We start from the raw sequence: 24,441 nt of genomic DNA on the forward strand, positions 1-24,441 counted from the left end.
GAACGCACACCGTCATTCCGCTGTTAGGTGCGGACCGGCATGCTGGTCACGTGCCGGACGGCGGCACGGCAGGGGGAACGGGATGCGCACGGCTCGGCGTCAGTTCACGATCATGTACGTGGTGCTGTTCATGCTCTCCGGCGTCGCACTGCTCGGCCTCACCGGCCTGATCACCATTTCCAACACCAGAGCCAGCGTCCCGGTCGGGCAGCAACAGCAGCCGGTCAACGCGGCCGCGCGGATCGGAGAGCTGGAAGCCCAGCTGGCCGCCGTGCACCAGGACCAGGTGCGGCAGCTGCTCGCCGGTTCGGTGATCGCGCTGACCGTGATGGCCGTGGCCTCGGTGCTGCTCGGCCGGTCGGTCGCCGGGCGGGTGCTGCGCCCGCTGCGGACGATCACCGCCGCCACCCGGGCGATCACCGCTGACAACCTGCACGAGCGGCTCGCCGCGCCCGGCCCCGACGACGAGGTCAAGGCGCTCGCCGACACCATCGACGAGCTCCTCGAACGTCTGGAGCAGGCGTTCGCGGCGCAGCGCCGGTTCGTCGCCAACGCCTCCCACGAATTGCGCACCCCGCTCGCCACGATGCGCGCGTCGCTGGACGTCGCGGTCGCGAAGCCCGGGCCGGTGCCGCCGCAGACGGTGGCGCTCGCCGGCCGCCTGCGCACCGAGCTGGACCAGGTCGACGGTCTGCTCGACGGCTTGCTCATCCTGGCCCGCACCCAGCACGGCGCGCTCGCCGACCGCGCCCCGGTCTCGCTGGGGGATTTGGTCACGGAGGTGATGTCCGCCCGCGCCGCCGACCTCGCGGCCAAACGGCTCACAGTCGACGCCGACGTGCGGCGCGACGCCTGGACCCACGGCAACGCCGTGCTGCTCACCCGGATGACCGGCAACGTCGTCGACAACGCGATCGCCCACAACGGCCCGGACGGCTGGATCCGCGTGGTCGCCGCGGCCGAGCACGGCACCGCGCTGCTCACCGTCGAGACCGGCGGCCCACCGCTCGACCCGGACCAGGTCGCCCGGCTCGGCCGGCCGTTCCAGCGGCTCGGCGTGGAGCGGACCGCCGGCACCGGCACCGGGCTGGGACTGTCCATCGTGGCGGCAGTCGCGGCGGCCCACGGCGGCACGCTGGCGTTGCGGGCCCGGCCCGAGGGTGGCCTGCACGTGGCGATCCGGCTGCCGCTGCTGCCGGAGGGCGCCGCGTGAGGGTGCTGGTGGTCGAGGACGCGCGGGCGCTGGCCGAGGTGGTCGCCGAGGGCCTGCGCGACCAGGGGATGGCCGTCGATGTCGCGCTGGACGGCCTGACCGCCGCCGAGAAGCTGGAGCTGACGCCGTACGAGGTGGTGGTCCTCGACCGCGACCTGCCCGGCCTGCACGGCGACACGCTGTGCCAGATGATCACCGAGCGGGACGAGCGGCCGATGGTCCTGATGCTGACGGCGGCCGGCGCGCCCGGCGACCGGGTCAGCGGCCTGACGCTGGGCGCCGACGACTACCTGGCCAAGCCGTTCCACTTCCCCGAGCTGGTACTGCGGGTCCGCGCGCTGGCCCGGCGCCGCCCGTCGGCCCGGCCGCGCACGCTGCACGCCGCCGGCCTGGAGCTGGACCCGGCCCGGCGCACCGCCACCCGCGACGGCCGCCGGCTGGACCTCTCGGTCAAGGAGTTCGCCCTGCTGGAGGCCCTGCTCCGGGCGGCGCCGGCGTTCCTGAGCGCCGAAGCGCTGCTGGAGCAGGTGTGGGACGAGAACGCCGACCCGTTCACCAACACCGTCACGGTCACGATCGGCCGGCTGCGCCGCAAGCTCGGCGAGCCGCCGATCATCACCACCCAGGCCGGGGTCGGCTACCGCATCACCGGTTCGTGACCGCCAGATTGTCGAAGGCCGCCGCGGCGTTGTAGACGCGAACCCCCGAGGAGCCCGCTGTGTACGTACCGTCGGTGACGGTGATTTTGGGGGTCGCCATGTCGTCCACGAACACCTTCAGGGTCGTGCCCACCGCCTCGACCCGCAGGTGGTAGCGCGTGCCCGGGGTGATGGACAGGGACGCTGCGCCCAGCCGGGTCCAGTTGTTGTTCGCCTTGCCCAGCACGACCTGGCCCGCCGGACTGATGCCCGCGTAGTAGCCGCGGTAGCTGTCCGTGCCGACGGTGGGAGAGGTGGCCCGGAAGACCAGACCGGCGTCGCCCGCGCCGGAGGTGACCGTGACGTCGGCGTCGTAGACCGCGTTCGTGTGGTTGTCGGTCAGCAGCGCCTTGCCGCCGTACGAGTGCTGGGCCCGGTACTGCCCGCCGGTGGCCGTCCACGAGCCGCCGTAGGTCTTCCAGCCGATCGCGTTGTTGTCGTCGAAGTTGTCCTTGACGAGCATCTTCACCCGCTGGATGGTGCCGTCGGCGGCGAAGGTCATCCGGTCGTAGGCCAGGTAGCGGGCGTTGCCGTCGGTCTCGCCCAGCGGACGGCGGTGATAGAAGATGTACCAGGTGTCGGTGCCCGGGATGTTCACGACCGAGTTGTGGCCCGCGCCTCGGGCGACCGCGGCGTCCTGCGCCAGGATCTTGTCGAGGCGCTGGAACGGTCCGGTGGGTGAGTCCGCGATGGCGTATGCGACGGAGTAGTCGGGGCCGGTCCAGCCGCCCTCGGACCACATCAGGTAGTACTTGCCGTTGCGCTTGAGCATCTGCGGGCCCTCGACGTAGCCCGCCGGCGTGATCTCCTTGAACACGGAGCCGTCGGGGAACGTGCCCAAGCTGGTCATGTCGCTGTTGAGGCGGGCCACGTTGGCGTGCCCGTGGCCGCCGTAGTAGATGTACGCCTGCCCGTCGTCGTCGATGAACACGTCCTGGTCGATCGGCTGCGCGCCGTTGACGAAGCGGTCGATGAGCGGCCGGCCGATGGCGTCCACGTACGGTCCCTCGGGCCGGTCCGCGACGGCGACGCCGATGCCGCCGAGCTCGGTGTTGCTCTGGATGTCGTTGGCCGCGAAGTAGAGGTAGTACCGGCCGTTGCGCTGGATCGGGGCGGGGGCCCAGACCGCGTACTTCGCCCAGGAGACGTTCGCGGTGCTCAGCACGGTCGGGTGTTTGGTCCAGGTGACCAGGTCGGTGGAGGAGAAGGCGTCCAGATAGGTCTGTTCGGCGTAGGGCCGGGAGGAGGTGGGGAACACCCAGTACCGGTCGTTGTAGAGCGCGATGTCCGGGTCGGCGTAGCGGCCGTCGACGAAGGGGTTGCCGGCCTCCGCGGTCGTGTACGTGGGCGGCGCTGCGACGGCCGGCGCCATCAGCAGGGCCACCAGCGCTGCGGCGATCGAGTTCATGGTTGCCCCCATCGATGATCCCCGATGAATGATAAGGATTGTTTACTTGTGTCGGGACGTGTCGTCAAGCGTTCTGCTCTGCGCACCGGATGGACGGGGGTCGCACGACCGGTCTAGGGTGCCGATCCGTGAAGGTCCTTTTCCTGCTCAACGACGGCTTCGGTATCGGTGGCACCATCACCACGACCTTCAATCTCGGCAGCGCCCTGGCCGAGCGGGGCCACCAGGTGGAAGTGCTCAGCACCGCGCGCCGGCGCGACGTGCCCCACATGCCCCTGCACCCGGCCGTCCGGTTGATGGCGCTCGTCGAGGCCCGGACCGACCACCCCGACTACCTTGCCGACGATCCGCTGCGCGGCCGGCCGGCGCGGTTCTACCCGAAGGCCGACTACCGGTCCAGCGACTACGACCGGATGGTCGAGGAGCGGTACGCGCGCTACCTGGCCGCCAGCGACGCCGACGTGGTGATCGCCACCCGGCCCGGCCTGATCGCCTACGCCGGCCGGTTCGCCCCGGACCGGATGATCAAGATCGGCCAGGAGCACCTGACCCGGCTCCAGCAGCGCAAGGCCATGCGCGAGGAGCTGCCCCGCCACCTGCGCAAGCTCGACGCCTTCGTGACCATCACCGCCCGTGACGCCGAGGACTACCGGGCGCACGTGCGGCTCACGGACACCGAGCTGACCTTCATCCCGAACAGCGTGCCGGCGCCGGTGGTGCCCCCGTCGCACGGCCGCGACAAGATCGTCGTGGCGGCCGGCCGGCTGGTCCAGGGCAAGCGCTACGACCTGTTGATCCGGGCCTTCGCCGCGGTGACGGCCGAACGTCCGGACTGGCAGCTGCGCGTCTACGGCCAGGGCAAGCTCCGCAACGAGCTGCGGGCCCTGGTCGCCGAGCTCGGGCTGCACGACAACGTGCTGATGATGGGCCCGTACACGCCGATCGAGACGGAGTGGGCCAAGGGCGCGATCGCCGCTGTGCCTTCCGACCAGGAACCGTTCGGCATGACGCTGGTCGAGGCGATGCGGTGCGGGGTGCCGGTGGTCAGCACGGACGCGCCGTACGGTCCGGCCGAGATCCTCCAGGACGGGATGGACGGCCTGCTCACGCCGATCGGGGACGAGGCCGCCCTGGCAGCCGCGCTGCTGCGGGTGATCAACGACGACGCGCAGCGGGAGGCGATGGCCGCCGCCGCGCTGAAGAACGCGCAACGCTACGACCCGGCCCTGATCGCCGAGCAGTACGAGCAGCTGTTCGACCGGCTCGCGGCCCGCAAGGCCGGGCGCCGGCGCTGGTGGCCCCGCCGGGAGCGGCCGGCCCCGCCGCAGCCGGTGCTCGGCCCGGCCCCGACGTCCGCCGTCCCGACCGTCGACGCGCTGGTCACCGCGGACGACGAGCTGCTGCTGGCGGACAGCGCGGAGCTGAACTGGTGGCGCGACGACGACAAGGTGCCGGTGGGCGGCGACCTGACCGAGGGGACCTGGCAGCTGCGCACCCCGGACGGCGCGGCGGTCCGGGCCGGCCGGCTGGACACCCGGGCCCTGATCCCCGGTACGGCCAAGCGCGTCCAGCTGCCCTACCGGCTCAGCGACGGCTGCCTCGGCCTGCGGGTCTGGGACCGGCCCGTGTACGCCGAGATCGCCACCGTGCTGATCGACGCGGACGGCCTGCGGATCGCGGGCCGCCTGGTCGGCGCCGAGCCCGCCGAACCGGTGCTGGAGCTGCGGAGCACCGAGACCCGGGAGCTGCCGGGCTCCGTCACCGACACCGGCTTCGCCGTACGGATCGACGCCCTGCCGGCGGGCACCTGGCAGCTCTGGCTGCGCTACGCGCCGGGGGAGCCCGCGGTCCGGCTCGGCCGGTTCCTGGACGACGTGGCCCGCAAGGACATCGCGTACGTGTTCCCGCCGATCACCACCGGCGGCGTCACGATGCAGCCGCACTACGACGCGAACAACGAGTTCTCGATCCGCGTGACCCGCCGTTGATGAGTTTTTCCGCTCTCGGCCGTCATACCTGCGACGGAGCTGCCGAGACGGAAGGGTGACGTCATGGGTGTGGACGTGTTGGAGGAGCTGGGCGTGAACGGACTGGGGGAGGTCAGCGAGTCGGCGTTCTCGGGGCTGGTCGAGGGACACCGGCGGGAACTGCATGTGCACTGCTATCGGATGCTCGGGTCGTTCGAGGATGCCGAGGACGCCGTGCAGGAGGCGTTCCTGCGGGCCTGGCGGCGGCGGGAGACGTTCGAGGGGCGGTCGACCTTCCGGGCCTGGCTGTACCGGATCGCCACCAACGCCTGCCTCGACCTGCTGGCCAAGCGACGCCCGGAGCCGGCGACCGGTGGCGAGGTGCGGTGGCTGCAGCCGTACCCGGACCGGCTGCTCGACGAACTGCCCGCGGGCGACGGGGACGGGCCGGAGGCCGTGGCGGTCGCGCGGGAGACGATCGAGCTGGCGTACGTGGTCGCGGTCCAGCACCTCGCGCCGCGCCCGCGGGCCGCGCTGATCCTGCGTGACGTGCTCGGCTGGCCGGCCAAGGACGTCGCGGAGCTGCTCGGGGACTCGGTCAACTCCGTGAACAGCGCGTTGCAGCGGGCCCGCGCCGGCATGCGGGAGCACCTGCCTTCCGAGCGGCAGGACTGGACCGGCGGCGAGGAGGACGCGCAGACGCGCGAGCTGGTACGCCGCTTCACCGACGCCAGCGTGGCCACCGACATCAACGAGCTCGCGGCACTGCTGCGCGACGACGTCCGCTGCTCGATGCCACCCACCCCGGGCCTGTACGTGGGCCGCGACGCGGTCGTGAACAACTGGGTGGAGGACGGCTTCGAGGGCATGACGGGTCTGCGCGCCGTCCGTACCGCGGTGAACCGGCAGCCCGCCTTCGCCTTCTACCACTGGCGGGAGCAGGAGGGCGCGTACCTGCCGCTGACGCTCGACGTGCTGCGCATCAGCGGCGGGGCGATCACGGAGATCATCACCTTCCACGACGACCAGTTCGCGCAGCTCGGCCTGCCGGAGCGCCTGCCGGCGGGAACGGCATGACCAGCCGGGACGACCTCGGAGTCGTCGCCCGCCCGACCTCGGCCGGCCGTAGCCACCGAATCCGCGGGCTCGTCGGCACCGGTCTCGTCGCCACGCTCGCGGCGGCGGTGGCCACCACGCTCGCCGCCGCGCTCGCCCGGGCCGCAGGCGTCGACTTCGCGATCCCCGACGGTGGCGAGACGATCCCGTTGTCCGGCTTCGCCGTGGTGACCGGCTTCTTCTCGATCGTGGGCGTGGCGATCGCCGCCGCTCTGCTGCGCTGGAGCGCTCGCCCCGCCGACCGGTTCCTGTGGACCGCAGCGTCGCTGACGGTGATCTCGTTGATCCCGCCCCTCATCTCCGGGGCGGACACCACCACGATCGCCGCTCTGCTCGGCCTGCACCTCGTCCCGGCGGCGGTGATGGTCCCGACGCTGACGCGCAGCCTCCGCAGCCGCACCGACTGAGGATCGGGCAACGGGACGGCGCAGTACGATCCGGCCGTGGACACCAACAGCCGGGGAACTGGCCTTCCGCCAGTTCCCCGGCGGGCCGGGCTACCCGGGTGACTGCGGTCGAGCTGCGGCATCTGGTCGCCCTGGCCGCGATCGCCGACGAGGGCTCGTTCGGCCGGGCGGCCACCCGGCTCGGTTACACCCAGTCGACGATCAGTCAGCAGATCGCCGCGCTGGAGAAGGCCGTCGGTGGGCCGGTGTTCGACCGGCCCGGCGGCCCCCGGCCGGTACGGATCACCCCGCTCGGTGCCGTGGTGCTCGAACACGGCCGCGACCTGCTGGCCCGGGCCGAGGCGTTGGCCGACGCGGTCGACCGGTTCCGGGCCGGAGCGGGCCGGATCGACATCGGCATCTTCCAGAGCATGTCCAACGTCATGCTGCCGACCGTCGTGCGCCGGCTGCGCGACGAGCACCCCGACTGCGACATCAGGATGACCGAGGAGGTGCCGGGCCGGCCGCCCCGGATCGACGAGCTCGACCTGCTGTTCTACGACGGCCTGCTCGACGGCGACGTCGACCACGTCAAGCTGCTCGACGACCGGTACGTGCTCGTGGCCCGCCCCGGCACGTTTCCCGACGGCCCGGTCCAGGTCGAACATCTCGACGGTCAGCCCCTGGTCGCCTACCCGCTGGTCTGCGATCAACCCCGGATGGAGCTGGCTCTCGCGCGGGCCGGCGCCCGCCCGCGGATCGTCTTCCGCAGCGGCGGCGACGACACGATCCTGTCGATGGTGCGGGCCGGGATGGGTTCGGCGGTGCTGCCCTGGCTGGCCGTGCACGGATCCGGCGTCGAGGCCGACGAGCGGCTCCGCGTGCACGAACTGCGGCCGGCGCTCCCGCCCCGCGAGGTCTTCCTGCTCTGGCAGGCCGGCCGCAGCCACTCGCCGCTCGCCGCGCGGGCGATCGACATCGCTGTCGAGGCGGCCGCGGACCTGAGCAAGCGGATGTGAGATCGCCCGGAGCGATCACCTCGATCGGAAACAATCGCTTTTCTCGATGATGACGCCGCTCTACCGTCAGCATCATGACGACGATGTCCGACCTGTTCGACTACGACGCCGAGCTGCGTCTGTACAACGAGCACTTCCGCGCCGCGGCCCGAGTCGGCTCCCGCGACCGGGTCCTCGACATCGGCTGCGGCACCGGCCAGACCACCCGGGAGGCCGCCCGCGCCGCCGTCGACGGCAGCGCGACCGGCGTCGACCTCTCCGCGCCGATGCTCGCGCAGGCCCGCCGGCTCAGCCACGACGAGGGCCTGCGCAACGTCAGCTACCAGCAGGCGGATGCCCAGGTCCACCGCTTCGCGCCGGCGCATTTCGACCTCTGCGTCAGCCGGTTCGGCACGATGTTCTTCGCCGACCCGGTCGCCGCGTTCACCAACATCGGGCAGGCCCTGCGCCCCGGGGCGCGGCTGGTGCTGCTGGTCTGGCAGGGCCGCGACCGCAATGAATGGGCCACCGAGATCCCCTGGACCCCGACCGCCGCGTCAGCCACACCGAGCGGCCCGGACGCGTTCTCCCTCGCCGACCCGACCGGCACGGAGGGAATCCTGACGGCGGCCGGCTTCACGGAGGTCAGCTTCACCGACGTGCACGAGCCGGTCTACTACGGCCCGGACACCGCTGCCGCCTTCGACGCCGTGCGGCGCCTGTGGAAAGTGGCGGCCGCCGAGTCGGCGATCACGCGGCTGCGCACCGTTCTCGACGCCCACCGCACGGACGACGGCGTGTACTTCGACTCGCGGGCCTGGATCGTCACGGCCCGGCGCGGTCACTGAGGACAGCCGAAGGCTCAGGAATCGGCGAGGACAACTTCCTGCGCCGGTTCCACGGCCGGCGGCGACGGGTCCACCGGGTCCGGCTCGTCCGGCGGGTCCGTCGGCTCGACCGGAGGCTGGGTGGTGGCCGGCGGGTCCGTCGGCTCCGGCTCCGGCTCCGGCTCCGTCGTGGTCGGCGGCGGGTCGCTCGGCGTCGGGTGGGGCTTGGTCGGGCGGGTCGTCGGCCTGGTGGTCGGTGACTCGCTCGTCGGCTTGGGCTTCGGTTTCGAATACTGCGGCGGCGTCGTGGCCTCGCGGGTCCAGGTGTCGGTGACCCGGCGGACCGGACGGTCGCTGTCGTCCTTGGGTACGTCGGGCACCGGCTGGGTCGAGGTCGGGGAAGGGACCGGGGTGGTGATGGGCCGCGGAGCCGGGGGTACGGGCGCACCGTCGACAGCGGCCTCCGCCTGCTGGCCGCCCGGCGTCGCGTAACCGTTGGCCACCTGGAGCCCGATGATGCTCGCGAACGCGGCGGCCACCGCAATCGACGCCGTGACGGCCGCGCGGCTGCGGGAGCGCTTACGCCGTACCGGTGGGATGGTGCGGGTGATCACGGCGGCCGGGCGTACCGTCGGGGTCTTGCCCGCAGCCCGCCGCAGGGTCTCCGCGACCTCGGCGGCCGACGGGCGCCGGGCCGGCTCGTCGGCGATGCAGGCCTCGTAGAGCCGGTTGATCTCGCGGGGCAGCCCGGCGATGGCCGGCAGCCGCGGCGCCCGCTGCTGGAAGCGGGCGGCGAGGATGTCGCCGACGCTGGTGCCCGGCCAGGCGCGGGTGCCGGTGAGGCATTCGAACAGCAGCAGGCCGAGCGCGTAGACATCGGCCGCGGGGTAGGTCGGTTCGCCGCGCAGCTGCTCGGGCGCGAGGGTGGCCGGGGTGCCCCACAGCTGCCCGTGCGCGTCGAAGCTGTTCTGCCCGGCGAGGGCGGCGATGCCGAAGTCGAGGACCTTCACGCCGCCCGGGGTCAGCATGACGTTGCGAGGCTTCACGTCGCGGTGCACCAGGTCCCGCGCGTGCGCGGCGGCCAGGGCGGCGGCGACGTCCGCGCAGACCTCGGCGGCGCGCGACCATTCGAACGCGCCGGTCGCGGCGAGCCGGTCGGCGACGGTGTCACCCTCGAGAAATTCCATGATCAGGTACGGGATCCGCTGGTCCCCGTCGCTCGCCTCGCCGTAGTCGTAGACGCGGGCGACGTTCGGGTGACTCAGCGTCGCCGCGGCCCGCGCCTCGCGCAGCACGTCGAGAAACGGCGCGCCGCTGTCCGGCCGGTACGGCGAGAACAGCTTGATCGCGACGCGACGTTTGAGCGTACGGTCGTAGCCGCTGTGCACGACGGCGCTGCCACCGTGGCCGACCGGCTGATCGACCCGGTAACGACCGGCCAGAGATCGCATGGTCATCCCTCCTGGCCGTCGCGCGAATCCGTCACCCACAGTGTGGATCTTTCTTGGCACCGATCCTGCTGCGAGTGTCGCATGTCATACCCAGCCGCGCACTGGGAGAAGCACGCCTGGCTCGCCGACGGTGCTACGGCGCACCGGGTAGTCGGACGGTGACGCGGAGACCGCCGGTGGGGCCGGGCCCGATGTCGAGGGAGCCGTCGTGGGCTCGGACGATGCTGTGCACGATGGCCAGTCCGAGACCGGCGCCGGCGTGTTCGTCCGTGCGTACCCGTTCTGTCCCCCGCTGGAAGGGCTCGGTCAGCGTGGGCAGCAGTTCGGGCGGGAGCCGGCGACCCGTGTTCTCGACCTGCAACACGCTCGTGTCACCGTGCGACTCAGTACGCACAGTGACGGTGCCGTCGGTCGGGACGTTGTGGACAATGGCGTTCTGTACGAGGTTCGTCACCATCCGCAGCAGAAGCTGAGGCGAGCCGTTGGTCCGGGCCGCTCCGCCGGTGACCTCCAGCGTGATCCGGCGCCGTTCGGCGAGCGGCAGCAGCGTTTCGGCGGCTTCCTCGGCGAGCAGGGACAGGTCGACGCCCTCCCGGGTGAAGTCCCCGCGGTCGCCGCGGCTGAGCACCAGCAGGGCCTCGGTGAGGTCGATGGCCCGCTGGTTGACGGTGTGCAGCCGCTCGATGAGCTCGCCCCGTACCCGGGTGGGGTCCTTACGGGCGACGTCGAGCAGCGTCCGCGAGATCGCGAGCGGGGTGCGCAGCTCGTGCGAGGCGTTCGCGGCGAACCGCTGCTGCTCAGCGACATGGGATTCGAGCTGGTCGAGCATCGAGTCGAACGCGTCGGAGAGCTCACGGAACTCGTCGCGGCGGCCCTTCATGCGGATCCGGTGCGACAGCGACCCCTGGCCGGTGGTCCGGGCCGCGTCCGCGATCTGGGTGAGCGGCGCGAGGATCCGGCCGGCCAGGACCCAGCCTCCGACCAGGCCGAACACCAGCACGAAGGCCAGCACGGCGGCCGCCCGCGGAGCGAAGATGTGCAGCAGGTTGGACCGGACGGGGAAGACGCCGTTGATGCTGGTGTCGGTGCCGATCAGCAACGCCCGGTCGGGGACGTAACGCAGCAGGAACACCCACACGGCCGCGAGCAGCAGGGCACCGGCCAGCAGGAGGAAAGCGGCGTAGCTGAGGGTCAGCTTGAGGCGGACGCTCATCCCGGGCGCTCTGGTCACGCTCACCCCTGATCGATGCGGTAGCCGACACCGGGCACGGTGGCGATGATCCACGGCTCGCCGAGCCGTTTGCGCAGCGCCGAGACGGTGATGCGTACGGCGTTGGTGAGCGGGTCGGCGTTCTCATCCCAGGCCCGTTCCAGCAGCTCCTCGGCGCTGACCACCCCGCCCTCGGCGGCGACCAGGACCTCCAGCACGGCGAACTGCTTGCGAGTGAGCGCGACGTAGCGCCCGTCGCGGAAGACCTCCCGGCGGAACGGGTCGAGCCGCAGGCCGGCGATCTCGCGGACCGGGGGCCGGGCGTGTCCACGCCGGCGGTCGAGGGCCCGGAGTCGGAGCACCAGCTCCCGCAGCTCGAACGGCTTGGTGAGGTAGTCGTCGGCGCCGAGCGCGAAGCCGGAGGCCTTGTCGTCGATCCGGTCGGCCGCGGTGAGCATGAGGATCGGGATGCCGCTGCCGGAGGCCACGATGCGCCGGGCCACCTCGTCGCCGGAGGGGCCGGGGATGTCGCGGTCGAGGACCGCGAGGTCGTACGAGTTGACGCCGAGCAGCTCCAGGGCCGCCTCGCCGTCACCGGCGATGTCGGCGGCGATCGCTTCGAGCCGCAGCCCGTCACGGACGGCTTCGGCCAGGTAGGGCTCGTCCTCCACGATCAGTACGCGCATGCCGGCAGCCTATGGTCAGCGCGGTCCGGAGGTGGCCGCTGCCGGTGCGGGTCGATGCTGGTCAGGTGGCGAGTCGGTGGTGGTGCGCCACCAGCGCCGGGACGCCAGCGCGGCCAGCGCGGCGCCGGCCGCGTTGACCAGGACGTCATCGACCGACGACACCCGGTCCAGGCGGAAGACGAACTGCGCGGTCTCGATCAGGATCGAGCAGCCGGCCCCGAGGGCCAGGATCCGCGGTACGGAGGCCAGCGCCGCGAACCGCATCGGGGCGAAGAAGCCCAGCGCGGCGAGAATCAGCAGGTTGCCGCCGATCCCGAGCGGTCCCATCGTGATGAGGTCCCGCAGCGGCACCAGGCTGACCCGGCCGGGGACGACACCCGCTCCCGGACCCGGCATCAAGGTCATCCAGATGAACGGCACCGTCCCGTAGACCAGGCCCACGTCGGCCACCGAGATCCGCCAGGCCAGGGAAACGCCGATGGCGCGCCGCCGGTAGGCCAGGGCCCACACCAGCAGAGCGGCGAGCGGCAGCCCGACCAGCATCATCAGGATCAGGCCGTTCTCGGTGTCGTAGCAGCCGTGCCACCGCCCGACCAGACACGCCGGAGCGGCCATCACGAGCGGCCGCCGCACGGCGAACACCGCGCCCGCGAGGCCGAGAACGGCCAGGCCGACGGACAGGGTTCTCCTGGGGCTCATGGCCTCATTGAAGAGGGTCCGCTGTTGCCGGGGCGTATGCGATTTTCCATACGTCGGCGATACCCGCGGTGCACCTTGACGGGAACGCCGAACGGCGGCCCGACTGAATCAGTCGGGCCGCCGTTCGGAAGAGCGAAGGTCAGAGCGGGCGGATGTTCTCCGCCTGCAGGCCCTTCTGGCCCTGGGTGATGTCGAACTCCACCTTCTGGTTCTCGTCGAGGCTGCGGTAGCCGCTCGTCGCGATGGCGGAGAAGTGGGCGAAGACGTCAGCGCCGCCGTCGTCCGGGGTGATGAAGCCGAAGCCCTTGTCGGCGTTGAACCACTTCACGGTGCCTGTAGTCATATCTGCTCCTTCGCAGGCTGTAGAGACCGCACTGCGCGGACTCTGACGCCGCCGCGTTGATTACCTGCGTCGAAACCGACACCCAAAACGAAAAGCGCCCGAAAGGTTTTGGATAACCCATCAGGCGCCGGAAAACGTCTACGGAAATCAAAACTGCAACGGGACCACTGTAGCGCATGTTCCGGGCCGGGTGCAGCAGGGTGCCGGTCCACCCTCAGAAACCGACATCGGCCAGGCCCTCCCGGTCTTCCGCGGGCTGGTCAGCGGCCTGGGCCCGGGCAGCCGCTCGCCGCCGGGCGCCGATCCGCAGAAGCACGACCAGACCGGCCAGGGCCACGACGACCGCCCCGGCGAGCCAGGGGGCGGCCTCTCCCAGGAACGTCAGGAGCCGCCAAGCCTGGAGCAGGGCGTACCAGATCCACCAGCCACGGAGGTCATCCGGCTCGAGGGTGGTCAGCGGGTCCACGGCCGGACCGTATCCGCCGGCTGCAAACGCCCGCCAGCAGAGGTGCCGGCCTGACGTCAGTCGCAGCGCCTGGCGGGTCACCGCGGCCCGGCGGCGCAGGGTCTCGGCGGCGAGGACGCGGCGGTGCGGCAGCTGGACATGGCGCCGAGTGCCGGGGCGCGGTGCGCTTGCCCGACCACGACCCGCTGGGCCGCGTTATGCCGAATCGCGCACGACCAGCCTGGTCGGCAGGATGAGGGAGGTGCGTTCGCGGCCGGCGATCAGGTCGATCAGCATCCGGGTCATCTCCTTGCCCAGGGCCTGGATCGACTGGTGGACCGTGGTCAACGGCGGCTGGGTCCGCTCGGCTATGTCCAGGTCGTCGAAGCCCACCACCGCCACGTCGGCCGGTACCGATCGCCCGGACTCGGCCAGCACGCGCAGCGCGCCGGCCGCCATGTTGTCGTTGGCGGCGACCACCGCGTCCAGATCCGGGTGACTGTCGAGCAGAGTCTTCATCGCCGCGGCGCCGCCGGCCTCGGTGAAGTCGCCTTCCGTCATGCCGTACGGGATCAATCCGGCCATGATCATCGCCTCGCGATAGCCGCGGTAGCGGGCCTCGCCGACCTCCGTGCCGGTCTGGCCGGTGATGGTGACGATGCGGGTCCGGCCCAGGCCGATGAGGTGCTCGGTGGCCAGGCGGGCCCCGCCGACGTTGTCGGAGTCGACGTACCACTGCGGTTCGAAGGTCAACGGCCGCCCGCCGTAGACGGCCGGCAGGCCGGCCTGCCGCACGATGCGGGTCAGCGGATCGTCCCCGCGCAGGGCCATCAGCATGATGCCGTCGACGCCCCGGGTACGCAGGAGGTTGGTCAGCCGGGTCTGGCCGCGGCCGGAGCTGGCCAGGCACAGCACCAGGTGCAGCTCGGTGTCCTCGAGCGCCGCGGACACGCCGACGATGACCTGGGCGAAGAACGGGTCGGCGAACAGCTCGGGGGCGTCATGGGAGACCGCCAGGGCGACGATGCCCGTCTGCTGCGTGGCCAGGGCGCGGGCCGTGCGATTGGGCTGGTAGCCGAGCTCCTTGACGGCCCGTTCGACGGCGGCGCGGGTGGCCCGGCTGACGTGCGGCGCCTTGTTGATGGCCCGGGAAGCGGCCGAGCGGGACACGCCGGCGCGCTCGGCCACCTCGTCGAGGGTGGGTTGGCGCCGAGGTGTGTCTGCTGCCATCGCGTTGCCGGGTCCTTCCTGCGGGTGGCGCCTGCGCGCTCCGTCTGCTGCTCGCGGTGCCTGCGCCGGAATGCTCCATCGTTTGTCGGCCCGGCTCGCGGCGACCCGTCGCCCGGGTGGTGCGGATTCGCCGCTCGATGATATCGACCGCCTCGGCTCCGCGTGATCCATGTCGATGTGACTGGAAGCGGTCCCAGAAAATTGCCTCAGTGCTCCCGGGGGTGGGTCTACCAAGACGACGCTCGATGTCTTGACATTACGAGAGTGTTGCCAGACATTTACATCGACGTACATAGCTGGAAGCGCTTCCAGTTTTTGGCTCTGAGACTGAGGAGATCTGCCGATGAAACGACCGACCCGTCCCCGGGTGTTCGCCGCCGCGCTGGCGTTGGCGATCCCCGCGGTCCTGCTCGTCGCGCCCGCCGCTCACGCCGATCCGGTCAGCCAGACCAGCGGCTTCTACGTGAACCCCAGCTCCAGCCCCGCGTCGTGGGTCGCCGCCAACCCCAACGACGGGCGCGCCGCCGCCATCCGGTCCCAGATCGCGCAGCGGCCGATGGCCAGCTGGTTCGGCAACTGGAGCGGAGACATCGCGGGCGCGGTGAGCAGGTACGTCGGCGCCGCCGATGCCGTGGACAAGCTTCCCCTGCTGGTGGCCTACAACATCCCGGGTCGCGATGCCTGCGGGGGTCACTCGGGAGGCGGCGCCGGCAGTGTCGGCGCGTACGACGCCTGGATCTCCTCCTTCGCTTCAGCGATCGGCAACCGGCCCGCCGTGGTGGTCCTCGAGCCGGACTCGCTGGGCGACTTCAGCTGCATGAGCCAGGCCCAGATCAACGACCGCGTCGGCATGCTCTCGCGCGCCGCCAACCAGTTCCGCTCCAAGGCGCCCAACACCTGGGCCTACCTCGACGCCGGAAATCCCGGGTGGATCGACGCCCAGACGATGGCGCAGCGGCTCAACATGGCCGGCGTGGCCAACGCCCACGGCTTCGCGCTGAACGTGTCGAACTACTTCACCACCGGCGACAACACCAACTACGGCAACCGGGTCGCATCCGCGCTGCGGTCGTACGGGTACAGCAAGCCCTTCGTGATCGACACCAGCCGGAACGGCAACGGCGGCAACGGTCAGTGGTGCAACCCGGGCGGTCGCAGGATCGGCACCCCGACCCAGATGGGCGGCGGCGCGGAGATGCTGCTGTGGCTGAAGACGCCGGGGGAGTCCGATGGCAACTGCGGGGTGGGGGCCGGGTCTTCTGCGGGGCAGTTCCTGCCTGAGGTGGCCTACAAGATGATCTACGGGTACTAGCTCAATGTCGTGAGACGGCGGTTCCGGTCCGCACGCAGGGCCGGGACCGTCGTTCTGGTTGTCGGGCTCAGGTTTCCTGGAGCAGGCTCAGGTGTGCTTGAGCAGGGAAAGGTGTTCGTCGCCTCGGCGGTCATTATCGCCTCCGCCTGGAATCCGCCGGACCACGAGTTCATCGGCGCACAGGTCGCCTTGGCAGAGTCACCCGGACGACCCGTCCGACAGCGCTCGCAGGCGGTCGGCGCGAGCGGCTCGTCGTACCGCAGGGCAAGATCGTCGGCCAGCCGTCATCTCAGGCGGCGTAACGGAATTCGCGCGGGCGAGTGCCGTCCATCCCAGCGGCTCCGACTCCCGGCCCCCTTGGCGGAAAGCGGGCGCGTCCTCTCGTCATATCCGGCAGGGCGACCCTCCCGGGTGGGAGCCCGGCGTCGGGCTGCGGATGCGCCCGGATTCAGCTCGCAGCGCAGGTGACGGTGGCGCCGCCGCCGCTTCCGACTCCCTGGAAGCCGAAACTGGCGCTCTGACCGGCACTCAGCCGCCCGTTGTAGCTCTGATTCGTCATCGTGACGGTTCCGCTGGTGCCGCTCACCACGGCGTTCCAGGCAGAGCTGATGGACGCGCCGGCCGGCAAGCCAAGGGTGACGCGCCACCCGTTGAGCGCGGTGCTCCCCGCGGTGACGGTCACAGCGGCCACGAATCCACCGTTCCATTGGTTCTGCACGGAATAGGCCGCGGAGCACACACCGTCACCCGGAGGCGGAGTGGGCGAGGTGGACGTTGGCGGCGGCGTGGTCGACGGAGCGCCGCCGCCGAGCGTCAGGTTCTTCTGCTGGACGGTCCACGGCCCGCGGCACAAGCCGCAGTCGGCCCCCACGAAATTAGCGCCCGCAGTGACGTCACCTTTCAGGCGCCATTTGAGATACAGCACCGCGACCCGGCCGAACTCGCCGCCGTTGGGCTGGTCGTAGGTGCCGCCGTGGCCGACATTCAGGTTGCCCATGAAGGCGGGCAGCCCGGCCGGCAGCTTGCCCCAGTCGTCGATGGCGTTCGGGTACGCGATGTCGCTCGGCCCGCCGATGAAGTACGCGATCGGTCTGGTCAACCCGCGCAGCTGGTAGTCGTCGGCGTCGTTCAGCAACCCACTGCTGAAGATCATGGTGGTGGTGATGCGCGGGTCGGCGGAGACGGCGTACGCCTCCAGCCCTCCGCAGGAGAAGCCCGCGACGGCGATCTTGCTGGTGTCGAGTCGGCCGTAGTACTTGCTGCCCGCCCGGGTGTTCTCCGCGACGGCCCAGTCGAGGGACTGGGTGAGCATCCGGGACGTGGTGGAGCCGGATCCGTTCGGCGCGCCGTTGGCGATGGCCAGGAAGCCGTGCGACGAGATCTCCCGCAGGAAGTTGACCTGTGCGGTGCCACTGGCCGCGCAGCCGCCGTTGCCCCATACGAGGACGGGCAGCGGTTCGGACGGCAGTGTCTGCGGCCGGTAGATGGTGTGGTCGGGCAGGCCGGCCGAGGTCTCGTAGTCGGCCGGATAGGGGCCGGAGCCGCCCACAGCCGCATCGGCCGGGGTCGTGCCGAGCGCTACGACGGCGGCGGTGAACGAGACGACGACGGCCGCCAGGCCGGTGCTGATCTTCGATGTTCTCCGCACTTCACCCTCCAGGGCGCCGCAATGGGATGCACCCCGCAGGCCATTGACTGCGGGCAATGTTGCCAGAGCGTTTAGCCCAGTTCAACGCGAAAGTTGCGGTGGTGAAAAGCGTTATGTCGCGGCATTCGACAGAGTCGGTGGGAGCGCTCCCATGAAAACTCTTGAATGTCTGGAAACATTCTGGCAATCTCCGGAACAGGCGTAACTGCTGTCGCCGCACGCCGTGACCTCAGCCCGGCCCGGCAGCGAGGGGGCGTGTGACGCTGACGCTCCCTGCTGCCGGACCATCCCCCCACCGAGCAGGGAGTACACATGAGACACAGCTTCGCCTCCGGGCGTCGTGACCGCTGGCGCCGGGTCGCCCGGGGCATCGCCGTCGCGGTCGCGACGGCGACCGGATTCGCCGCGCTGAGTTTCGGAGGCCTGACCGGCCCGGCGGCCGCCGCCGCCGTAGAGAGCCTCGCCGCGCCAAGCCCCGCAGCGCTGAGCGCCGCGGCCAACTCGGAGGTCGCCACCGGCTACGGCCACACCTGCGCGGTCCGCACCGACGCCTCCCTGTGGTGCTGGGGCAGCAACTACCTCGGCGAGCTGGGCGACGGCACCACCACCGCCCGGACCACCCCGGTACGCATCGGCACCGCCACCACCTGGGCCAGCCTCGACGCCGGCACCAGCTACACCTGTGGGATCCGCACCGACGGCACCCTGTGGTGCTGGGGCAACAACTTCCGCGGCCAGCTCGGCGACGGCACCACCACGATGCGGACCACTCCGGTGCAGGTCGGCACCGCCACCACCTGGGCCAGTGTCAGTGCCGGCGACAGCCACACCTGCGCCACCCGGACCGACGGCAGCCTGTGGTGCTGGGGCTTCAACCGTTTCGCGCAGCTCGGCATGAGCTCGGACATCTACATCGCGACCGCTCCGGTGCGGGTCGGCACGGCCACCACCTGGGCGAGCGTCGCGACCGGCTACGCGCACACCTGTGCCGTCCGCACCGAGGGCACCCTGTGGTGCTGGGGCAACAACACGGACGGACAGCTGGGCGTCGGCGGTCTGAGCTACCGGGACGCCCCGGCGCAGGTCGGCACCGCGACCACGTGGACCGGCGTGACCGCCGGCTACGCCTACAGCTGCGCGGTCCGCGCCGAGGGCACCCTGTGGTGCTGGGGTGAGAACGGGTACGGCCAGCTCGGCATCAGCGGAACCCACCAGACCACCCCGGTCCAGGTCGGCACCGCCACCAGCTGGAGCACGGTCCGGGCGGGCTTCGACACGGCATGCGCGGTACGGACCGACAGCTCCCTGTGGTGCTGGGGCAACAACTCGACGGGTCAGCTCGGTGACGGCACCACCACCCACCGGTTCGCACCCACCCGGATCGGCACGGCGACCACGTGGGCGAGTGACTTCGCGCCCGGCTACCACATCTGTGGCTTCCAGACCGGCGACAGCCTGTGGTGCTGGGGCAACAACGCCAACGGGCAGCTCGGCGACAGCACGACCACCCAGCGTCCGGCTCCCGGTCAGGTGACTCTGCCCGCCTGATCCCCCTGACGAGCTGACCACGAGGAAAAGGATGTTGCTCGTGAACGACCATTCCGTTCCACCCCCGGGTCGCCGGCGCGGCCGGCTGAGGATGCTCCTCGGGGGCGCCACCGTCGCCGTACTGGCGGCAGCCTCGATCACCGTGGCCGGTGTCGCCCACGCCGACGCCGACCGGACCATCACCTCGAACCTGACCGGCACCCACAACGGCTACTTCTTCTCGTACTGGAAGGACAGCGGCAACGTCACGATGACGCTGGGGGCCGGCGGCAACTACAGCGTCCGGATGAGCGGCATCAACAACTGGGTCGGCGGCAAGGGCTGGAAGCCCGGCTCCAGCCACTCCGTGAACTACTCGGGCACGTTCAACCCGAACGGCAACGGCTACCTGGCGCTCTACGGCTGGACCACCAACCCGCTCATCGAGTACTACGTCGTCGAGGACTTCGGCACGTACAACCCGAGCTCGGGGACCCAGCGGCTGGGTTCGGTGACCACCGACGGCAGCACGTACGACATCTACCGCACCCAGCGGGTCAACCAGCCGTCCATCATCGGCAACGCGACGTTCTACCAGTACTGGAGCGTCCGCCAGCAGCACCGCAGCAGCGGCACCATCACGACGGCCAACCACTTCAACGCCTGGGCCCGGCTCGGCCTGAACCTCGGCACGCACGACTACCAGATCATGGCCACCGAGGGCTACCAGAGCAACGGCAGCTCCACCATCACCGTCAGCGAGGGGTCCACCCAGCCGACGACCCCGCCCCCGACGACGACTCCGCCGACCAGCCCGCCATCGACTAGCCCGCCGCCGACCACCCCGCCGCCGTCCCAGGGGGGTGCCTGCCGGGTGACCAACACCGTCAGCGCGTGGAACAGCGGGCTGACGGACAACATCACCATCACCAACACCGGTACGGCGCCCATCAACGGCTGGCGGCTGAACTTCGCCCTGGCCTCCGGGCAGACCATCACCAGCGGCTGGAGCGCGACCTACGCGCCCACCAGCGGCCAGGTGGTGGCCACGAATGTCGGTTACAACGCCACCATTCCGCCGGGTGGCTCGACGACCATCGGCTTCCAGGCCAACCACAACGGCAACGCCGCCGCGCCCAGCGGTTTCAGTTTGAACGGCGCCGCCTGCAGCTGATTATCCATACCCGCCTGGCCGGAACAGCGAATGCTGTTCCGGCCAGGCGTCGTCATTTCGTGGAATGGTCAGCGGTCGCCATTTGTGCAAATGGACAGACGCATTTCATGAAAACGCCTTCGGAAAAGTGTTACGACGGACCGACCTCGGCGTACATCTGACGTCTGAAGGGCGTTCGCCGTCCGGCCGGTTCGGTCGCACGAGCCTCATCGCAAGTCCACTACCAGCCAAAACTCGGTTGCAGGCAAGTTTGAGGGCCGCCGCTCTTGAGTGGAGTGAAACACTCTGGCAACATTGCCATTCTTGAATGTCTGATGTCTGGATCCCCTTGAGTTCGGCTCACCAGGCATCCGTCTTCGACAAGATGTGAACGTTCACTATTTTGGGATCCCCCGGCAAGGAGCGGCGAAATGTACGCACGCGGCACACCCCCGAAAAGGCTCTGGCGGCGCGGATACATGGCCATTACCGCAGTGCTGGCTCTGCTGGCCGGTATCGCTGTCACCGTCGTCGCCGCGCCGGCGGCCTCGGCCGCCGCCGTGGACTTGAATGCCTGGTACGTGCTGGTCAACCGCAACAGCGGGAAAGCGCTGGACGTCTACAACCTGGCCACGACCGACGGCGCCCGGATCACCCAGTGGTCGCGCAACGACGGCAACCAGCAGCAGTGGCAGTTCGTCGACTCCGGCGGTGGTTTCTACCGGCTCAAGTCCCGGCTGTCCGGCAAGGTCCTGGACGTCTCCAACGCGTCCACCGCGGACGGCGGCGCCGTCGTGCAGTGGACCGACAACAACGCCGCCAACCAGCAGTTCAGCATGCAGGACATCGACGGCTACATCCAGCTGATCAACCGCAACAGCGGCAAGGCCCTTGAGGTGCAGGGCGCCTCCACCGCCGACGGCGGCAACATCGTGCAGTACAGCGACTGGAACGGCACCAACCAGCAATGGCAGCTGGTCCAGGTCGGCTCCGGCACACCGACGACGGGCCCGACCACGCCGCCGCCGACCGGGACCTTCACGAACCCGGTGGTGTGGCAGGACTTCGCCGACGGCGACATCATCCGCGTCGGCGACGCCTACTACTACTCGGCGTCGACGATGCACTACTCGCCCGGCGCGCCCATCCTGCGCTCGTACGACCTGGTGAACTGGGAGTACGCCGGGCACTCGGTGCCACGGCTGGACTTCGACTCCAACGCCTACGACCTCAACGGCGGCCGGGCCTACGTCAAGGGCATCTGGGCGTCGGCGTTCAACTACCGGCCCAGCAACAGCACCTACTACTGGCTGGGCTGCACCGAGTTCAACCGCACCTACGTCTACACCTCGGTGTCGATCGGCAGCGGCTGGAGCAAGAAGGCCCGGATCAACAAGTGCTACTACGACGCCGGCCTGCTGTTCGACAACGACACCCCGTACGTGGCCTACGGCAACGGCACGATCAGCGTCGCGCAGCTCAACTCCGACCTGACCGCGGAGGTGCGCTCGCAGACGGTCTACCAGACCCCGTCGAGCATCGGCACCCTCGAAGGCTCCCGCATGTACAAGCGCGGGAACTACTACTACATCTGGCTGACCCGCCCGGCCAACGGCCAGTACGTGCTGCGCTCGACCAGCCCGTGGGGTCCGTACGAGCAGCGCCAGGTCCTGCTCAACCTGCCCGGGCCGATCTCCGGCGGCGGGGTCCCGCACCAGGGCGGCCTGGTGCAGACGCAGAACGGTGACTGGTGGTACATGGCCTTCACCGACGCCTACCCCGGTGGCCGGATGCCGACGCTGGCGCCGATCACCTGGAGCGGCGACGGCTGGCCGGTGCTGCAGACGGTCAACGGCCGCTGGGGCGCGAGCTACCCGAAGCCGAACATCAGCACGACCAAGACCGTGCAGTCGATGATCGGCCCGGACACGTTCACCGGCTCCGCGCTGGGTCAGCGCTGGGAATGGAACCACAACCCGGACACCTCGAAGTTCAGCGTCGGCAACGGGTTGCGACTGTCGACCGCCACCGTCACCAACGACCTCTACAACGCCCGTAACACCCTGACGCACCGCATCCAGGGGCCGACGTCCACGGCCACGATCCAGCTGGACTACTCGGCCATGGCCAACGGTGACCGGTCCGGCCTGGCCATGCTGCGCGACCAGTCGGCGTGGATCGGCATCCGCAAGGACAACGGCGTCACCCGGGTCTCGATGACCAACGGGCTGAGCATGTCCACCAGCGGCTGGACCACCACGGGGACCGGCGCCGAGGCCGCCGGCGCGACGGTGTCCGGCGGCACGATCTGGCTGCGGGCCACGGCCAACATCCAACCCGGATCCGGGCGTACGGCCACCTTCTCGTACAGCACCAACGGCAGCACGTTCACCAACCTCGGCCCGGCGTTCACCTTGAACAACGACTGGCAGTTCTTCATGGGCTACCGCTTCGGCATCTTCAACTACGCCACGCAGGCCCTCGGCGGCACGGTCACCGTCAACAGGTTCGACCTGACCGCCCCGTAACCCCCCACACGCCGCGCGGCCCGGTCCGTCCGCCGGGCCGCCCGGCGACCCCCATCCCCGCTCCCGAAAGCAGTCCCTCAGATGATCACTAAGACTTTCCGTTGGTGGCGCGTCCCCTTCGCCGCGGCTGCTGCGGCCCTCATCGCCGGCACCACTCTCGCCGTTGCGGGCTCTGCTGACGCCGCCACAACCCTGGGCGCCTCCGCGGCCGCCAAAGGCCGTTACTTCGGTGCGGCGATCGCGGCCGGCCGGTTGGGTGATGCGACCTACACCCGGATCCTGAACAGCGAGTTCAACGCGGTCACCCCTGAGAACGAGATGAAGTGGGACGCCACCGAACCCGCCCGGGGCAGCTTCAACTACAACGGCGGCGACCGCATCCTCAACCAAGGTGTTGCCATGGGCGCCAAGGTCCGCGGCCACGCCCTGCTCTGGCACGCCCAGCAACCCGGCTGGGCCCAATCACTGTCCGGCAGCACCCTGCGCAGCGCCGCGATCAACCACGTCACCCAGGTCGCCACCCACTACAAGGGCAAGATCTACGCCTGGGACGTGGTCAACGAAGCCTTCGCCGACGGCGGCAGCGGCGCCCGCCGCGACTCCAACCTGCAGCGCACCGGCAACGACTGGATCGAAGCCGCGTTCCGCGCCGCCCGCGCCGCGGATCCCAACGCCAAGCTGTGTTACAACGACTACAACACCGACGGCATCAACGCCAAGTCGACCGGCATCTACACCATGGTCCGCGACTTCAAATCCCGCGGCGTCCCGATCGACTGCGTCGGGTTCCAGTCCCACCTGGGCACCACCATCGACTCGACGTATCAGGCGAACCTGCAACGCTTCGCTGACCTGGGTGTGGATGTGCAGATCACCGAACTCGATGTCCAGCAGGGCGGTAACCAGGCCAACATCTACGCCTCCGTCACCCGGGCCTGCCTGGCCGTGGCCCGCTGCACCGGCATCACTGTCTGGGGCATCCGCGACAGCGACTCCTGGCGCTCGGACAACCCGCTGCTGTTCGACGGCTCCGGCAACAAGAAAGCCGCCTACACCTCAGTGCTCAACGCCCTCAACGCCGGCAACGGGGGAGGCGGCGGCTCGACCGTGGACACCAACGCCTGGTACGTGCTGGTCAACCGCAACAGCAGCCGGGCGATCGACGTCTACAACCTGGCCACCACCGACGGCGCCCGGATCACCCAGTGGAGCCGTAACAACGGCAACCAGCAGCAGTGGCAGTTCGTCGACTCCGGCGGTGGTTTCTACCGGCTCAAGTCGCGGCTCTCCGGCAAGGTCCTGGACGTCTCCAGCGCCTCCACCGCGGACGGCGGCGTGATCGTGCAGTGGACCGACAACAACGCCGCCAACCAGCAGTTCAGCGTGCAGACCATCGACGGCTACATCCAGCTGATCAACCGCAACAGCGGCAAGGCCGTCGAGGTGCAGGGCGCGTCGACCGCCGACGGCGGAAACATCGTGCAGTACGCCGACTGGAACGGCACCAACCAGCAATGGCAGCTCAGCAAGGTCGGATAGCACCGCCGTCCCCGCCCGTACCGGATCCACCGTTTCCCCACCGCCTCCGACAGGAGT

Annotated in this window: 21 protein-coding genes; 12 read left to right on the plus strand and 9 right to left on the minus strand. The window is 70.3% G+C overall.

Features of this window, described 5'->3' with window-relative positions; genetic code table 11:
* Nucleotides 1–82 precede the first annotated feature (82 nt).
* Both ACQP2Y_RS16400 and ACQP2Y_RS16405 read left to right on the plus strand, forming a co-directional pair.
* Nucleotides 83–1,213 (plus strand): sensor histidine kinase, encoded by a 1,131-nt coding sequence (locus ACQP2Y_RS16400; RefSeq protein ID WP_433729038.1) that lies wholly within the window; start codon nt 83–85, stop codon nt 1,211–1,213.
* Complete coding sequence (locus ACQP2Y_RS16405; RefSeq protein WP_433729040.1) at nt 1,210–1,872, plus strand: response regulator transcription factor; 663 nt, start codon at nt 1,210–1,212, stop codon at nt 1,870–1,872. Before ACQP2Y_RS16400 ends, ACQP2Y_RS16405 begins: the two co-directional genes overlap by 4 nt.
* Here the strand turns inward: ACQP2Y_RS16405 and ACQP2Y_RS16410 are convergent.
* Entirely contained in the window at nt 1,859–3,331 is a 1,473-nt protein-coding gene (locus ACQP2Y_RS16410) for a family 43 glycosylhydrolase (RefSeq protein ID WP_433729042.1), read from the minus strand. The two genes, ACQP2Y_RS16405 and ACQP2Y_RS16410, sit on opposite strands and share 14 nt — an antisense overlap.
* Before the next feature lie 116 nt (nt 3,332–3,447).
* Between ACQP2Y_RS16410 and ACQP2Y_RS16415 the strand changes: the two genes are divergently transcribed.
* From ACQP2Y_RS16415 to ACQP2Y_RS16435, 5 genes are all read left to right on the plus strand, one after another.
* Entirely contained in the window at nt 3,448–5,307 is a 1,860-nt protein-coding gene (locus ACQP2Y_RS16415) for a glycosyltransferase (protein WP_433729044.1), read from the plus strand.
* 63 nt (nt 5,308–5,370) lie between these two features.
* Nucleotides 5,371–6,363 carry an RNA polymerase subunit sigma-70 gene (locus ACQP2Y_RS16420; protein ID WP_433729046.1) on the plus strand — a complete coding sequence of 331 codons (993 nt, stop codon included), beginning with the start codon at nt 5,371–5,373 and terminating at the stop codon, nt 6,361–6,363.
* Complete coding sequence (locus tag ACQP2Y_RS16425) at nt 6,360–6,809, plus strand: DUF6069 family protein (RefSeq protein WP_433729048.1); 450 nt, start codon at nt 6,360–6,362, stop codon at nt 6,807–6,809. Before ACQP2Y_RS16420 ends, ACQP2Y_RS16425 begins: the two co-directional genes overlap by 4 nt.
* Nucleotides 6,810–6,907: 98 nt before the next feature.
* A complete protein-coding gene (locus tag ACQP2Y_RS16430) occupies nt 6,908–7,807 on the plus strand; it encodes a LysR family transcriptional regulator (RefSeq protein WP_433729050.1) in 900 nt (299 codons plus the stop codon).
* A 74-nt stretch (nt 7,808–7,881) separates the two neighbouring features.
* Nucleotides 7,882–8,634 carry a class I SAM-dependent methyltransferase gene (locus ACQP2Y_RS16435; protein ID WP_433729052.1) on the plus strand — a complete coding sequence of 251 codons (753 nt, stop codon included), beginning with the start codon at nt 7,882–7,884 and terminating at the stop codon, nt 8,632–8,634.
* A gap of 14 nt (nt 8,635–8,648) precedes the next feature.
* On the opposite strand, the gene ACQP2Y_RS16440 is transcribed toward ACQP2Y_RS16435, so the two are convergent.
* The 7 genes from ACQP2Y_RS16440 to ACQP2Y_RS16470 all read right to left on the minus strand — a co-directional run bounded on the left by ACQP2Y_RS16440 (nt 8,649) and on the right by ACQP2Y_RS16470 (nt 14,677).
* Nucleotides 8,649–10,070, minus strand: coding sequence for a serine/threonine-protein kinase (locus ACQP2Y_RS16440; RefSeq protein WP_433729054.1), 1,422 nt, complete (start codon nt 10,068–10,070; stop codon nt 8,649–8,651).
* Between the two features lie 127 nt (nt 10,071–10,197).
* A complete protein-coding gene (locus tag ACQP2Y_RS16445; RefSeq protein WP_433729056.1) occupies nt 10,198–11,295 on the minus strand; it encodes a sensor histidine kinase in 1,098 nt (365 codons plus the stop codon).
* 2 nt (nt 11,296–11,297) lie between these two features.
* Nucleotides 11,298–11,960, minus strand: a complete 663-nt coding sequence (locus ACQP2Y_RS16450; RefSeq protein WP_433729058.1) for a response regulator transcription factor — start codon at nt 11,958–11,960, stop codon at nt 11,298–11,300.
* A 15-nt stretch (nt 11,961–11,975) separates the two neighbouring features.
* Nucleotides 11,976–12,659, minus strand: a complete 684-nt coding sequence (locus ACQP2Y_RS16455) for a VanZ family protein (RefSeq protein ID WP_433729060.1) — start codon at nt 12,657–12,659, stop codon at nt 11,976–11,978.
* 139 nt (nt 12,660–12,798) lie between these two features.
* Complete coding sequence (locus tag ACQP2Y_RS16460) at nt 12,799–13,002, minus strand: cold-shock protein (protein WP_023361248.1); 204 nt, start codon at nt 13,000–13,002, stop codon at nt 12,799–12,801.
* A gap of 214 nt (nt 13,003–13,216) precedes the next feature.
* Entirely contained in the window at nt 13,217–13,468 is a 252-nt protein-coding gene (locus ACQP2Y_RS16465; protein ID WP_433729063.1) for a hypothetical protein, read from the minus strand.
* 195 nt (nt 13,469–13,663) lie between these two features.
* A complete protein-coding gene (locus tag ACQP2Y_RS16470) occupies nt 13,664–14,677 on the minus strand; it encodes a LacI family DNA-binding transcriptional regulator (RefSeq protein WP_433729065.1) in 1,014 nt (337 codons plus the stop codon).
* A gap of 343 nt (nt 14,678–15,020) precedes the next feature.
* On the opposite strand from ACQP2Y_RS16470, the gene ACQP2Y_RS16475 reads away from it, so the two are divergent.
* Entirely contained in the window at nt 15,021–15,989 is a 969-nt protein-coding gene (locus tag ACQP2Y_RS16475) for a glycoside hydrolase family 6 protein (protein ID WP_433729067.1), read from the plus strand.
* 448 nt (nt 15,990–16,437) lie between these two features.
* On the opposite strand, the gene ACQP2Y_RS16480 is transcribed toward ACQP2Y_RS16475, so the two are convergent.
* Nucleotides 16,438–17,637 (minus strand): cellulose binding domain-containing protein, encoded by a 1,200-nt coding sequence (locus tag ACQP2Y_RS16480; protein WP_433729069.1) that lies wholly within the window; start codon nt 17,635–17,637, stop codon nt 16,438–16,440.
* A gap of 312 nt (nt 17,638–17,949) precedes the next feature.
* On the opposite strand from ACQP2Y_RS16480, the gene ACQP2Y_RS16485 reads away from it, so the two are divergent.
* The 4 genes from ACQP2Y_RS16485 to ACQP2Y_RS16500 all read left to right on the plus strand — a co-directional run bounded on the left by ACQP2Y_RS16485 (nt 17,950) and on the right by ACQP2Y_RS16500 (nt 24,384).
* Complete coding sequence (locus ACQP2Y_RS16485; RefSeq protein WP_433729071.1) at nt 17,950–19,185, plus strand: RCC1 domain-containing protein; 1,236 nt, start codon at nt 17,950–17,952, stop codon at nt 19,183–19,185.
* A 31-nt stretch (nt 19,186–19,216) separates the two neighbouring features.
* Nucleotides 19,217–20,338: a glycoside hydrolase family 11 protein gene (locus tag ACQP2Y_RS16490; RefSeq protein ID WP_433729073.1), complete on the plus strand. Its 1,122-nt coding sequence runs from the start codon at nt 19,217–19,219 to the stop codon at nt 20,336–20,338.
* A gap of 458 nt (nt 20,339–20,796) precedes the next feature.
* The gene (locus ACQP2Y_RS16495; RefSeq protein WP_433729075.1) at nt 20,797–22,845 is read left to right on the plus strand and encodes a family 43 glycosylhydrolase; all 2,049 of its coding nucleotides are present in this window, start codon (nt 20,797–20,799) and stop codon (nt 22,843–22,845) included.
* An 81-nt stretch (nt 22,846–22,926) separates the two neighbouring features.
* Nucleotides 22,927–24,384 (plus strand): endo-1,4-beta-xylanase, encoded by a 1,458-nt coding sequence (locus ACQP2Y_RS16500; RefSeq protein ID WP_433729077.1) that lies wholly within the window; start codon nt 22,927–22,929, stop codon nt 24,382–24,384.
* The last annotated feature ends 57 nt before the right edge of the window (nt 24,385–24,441 follow it).

The sequence above is a fragment of the Actinoplanes sp. CA-051413 genome (genome assembly GCF_050955795.1).
Taxonomy (GTDB): domain Bacteria; phylum Actinomycetota; class Actinomycetes; order Mycobacteriales; family Micromonosporaceae; genus Actinoplanes.

Excerpts from the sequence above, each read along its gene's own strand:
- ACQP2Y_RS16400 (WP_433729038.1), top strand. The coding sequence starts at position 83 with ATGCGCACGGCTCGGCGTCAGTTCACGATCATGTACGTGGTGCTGTTC.
- ACQP2Y_RS16410 (WP_433729042.1), bottom strand. The coding sequence starts at position 3,331 with ATGGGGGCAACCATGAACTCGATCGCCGCAGCGCTGGTGGCCCTGCTG.
- ACQP2Y_RS16420 (WP_433729046.1), top strand. The coding sequence starts at position 5,371 with ATGGGTGTGGACGTGTTGGAGGAGCTGGGCGTGAACGGACTGGGGGAG.
- ACQP2Y_RS16425 (WP_433729048.1), top strand. The coding sequence starts at position 6,360 with ATGACCAGCCGGGACGACCTCGGAGTCGTCGCCCGCCCGACCTCGGCC.
- ACQP2Y_RS16435 (WP_433729052.1), top strand. The coding sequence starts at position 7,882 with ATGACGACGATGTCCGACCTGTTCGACTACGACGCCGAGCTGCGTCTG.
- ACQP2Y_RS16440 (WP_433729054.1), bottom strand. The coding sequence starts at position 10,070 with ATGACCATGCGATCTCTGGCCGGTCGTTACCGGGTCGATCAGCCGGTC.
- ACQP2Y_RS16450 (WP_433729058.1), bottom strand. The coding sequence starts at position 11,960 with ATGCGCGTACTGATCGTGGAGGACGAGCCCTACCTGGCCGAAGCCGTC.
- ACQP2Y_RS16455 (WP_433729060.1), bottom strand. The coding sequence starts at position 12,659 with ATGAGCCCCAGGAGAACCCTGTCCGTCGGCCTGGCCGTTCTCGGCCTC.
- ACQP2Y_RS16460 (WP_023361248.1), bottom strand. The coding sequence starts at position 13,002 with ATGACTACAGGCACCGTGAAGTGGTTCAACGCCGACAAGGGCTTCGGC.
- ACQP2Y_RS16470 (WP_433729065.1), bottom strand. The coding sequence starts at position 14,677 with ATGGCAGCAGACACACCTCGGCGCCAACCCACCCTCGACGAGGTGGCC.
- ACQP2Y_RS16475 (WP_433729067.1), top strand. The coding sequence starts at position 15,021 with ATGAAACGACCGACCCGTCCCCGGGTGTTCGCCGCCGCGCTGGCGTTG.
- ACQP2Y_RS16485 (WP_433729071.1), top strand. The coding sequence starts at position 17,950 with ATGAGACACAGCTTCGCCTCCGGGCGTCGTGACCGCTGGCGCCGGGTC.
- ACQP2Y_RS16490 (WP_433729073.1), top strand. The coding sequence starts at position 19,217 with ATGTTGCTCGTGAACGACCATTCCGTTCCACCCCCGGGTCGCCGGCGC.
- ACQP2Y_RS16495 (WP_433729075.1), top strand. The coding sequence starts at position 20,797 with ATGGCCATTACCGCAGTGCTGGCTCTGCTGGCCGGTATCGCTGTCACC.
- ACQP2Y_RS16500 (WP_433729077.1), top strand. The coding sequence starts at position 22,927 with ATGATCACTAAGACTTTCCGTTGGTGGCGCGTCCCCTTCGCCGCGGCT.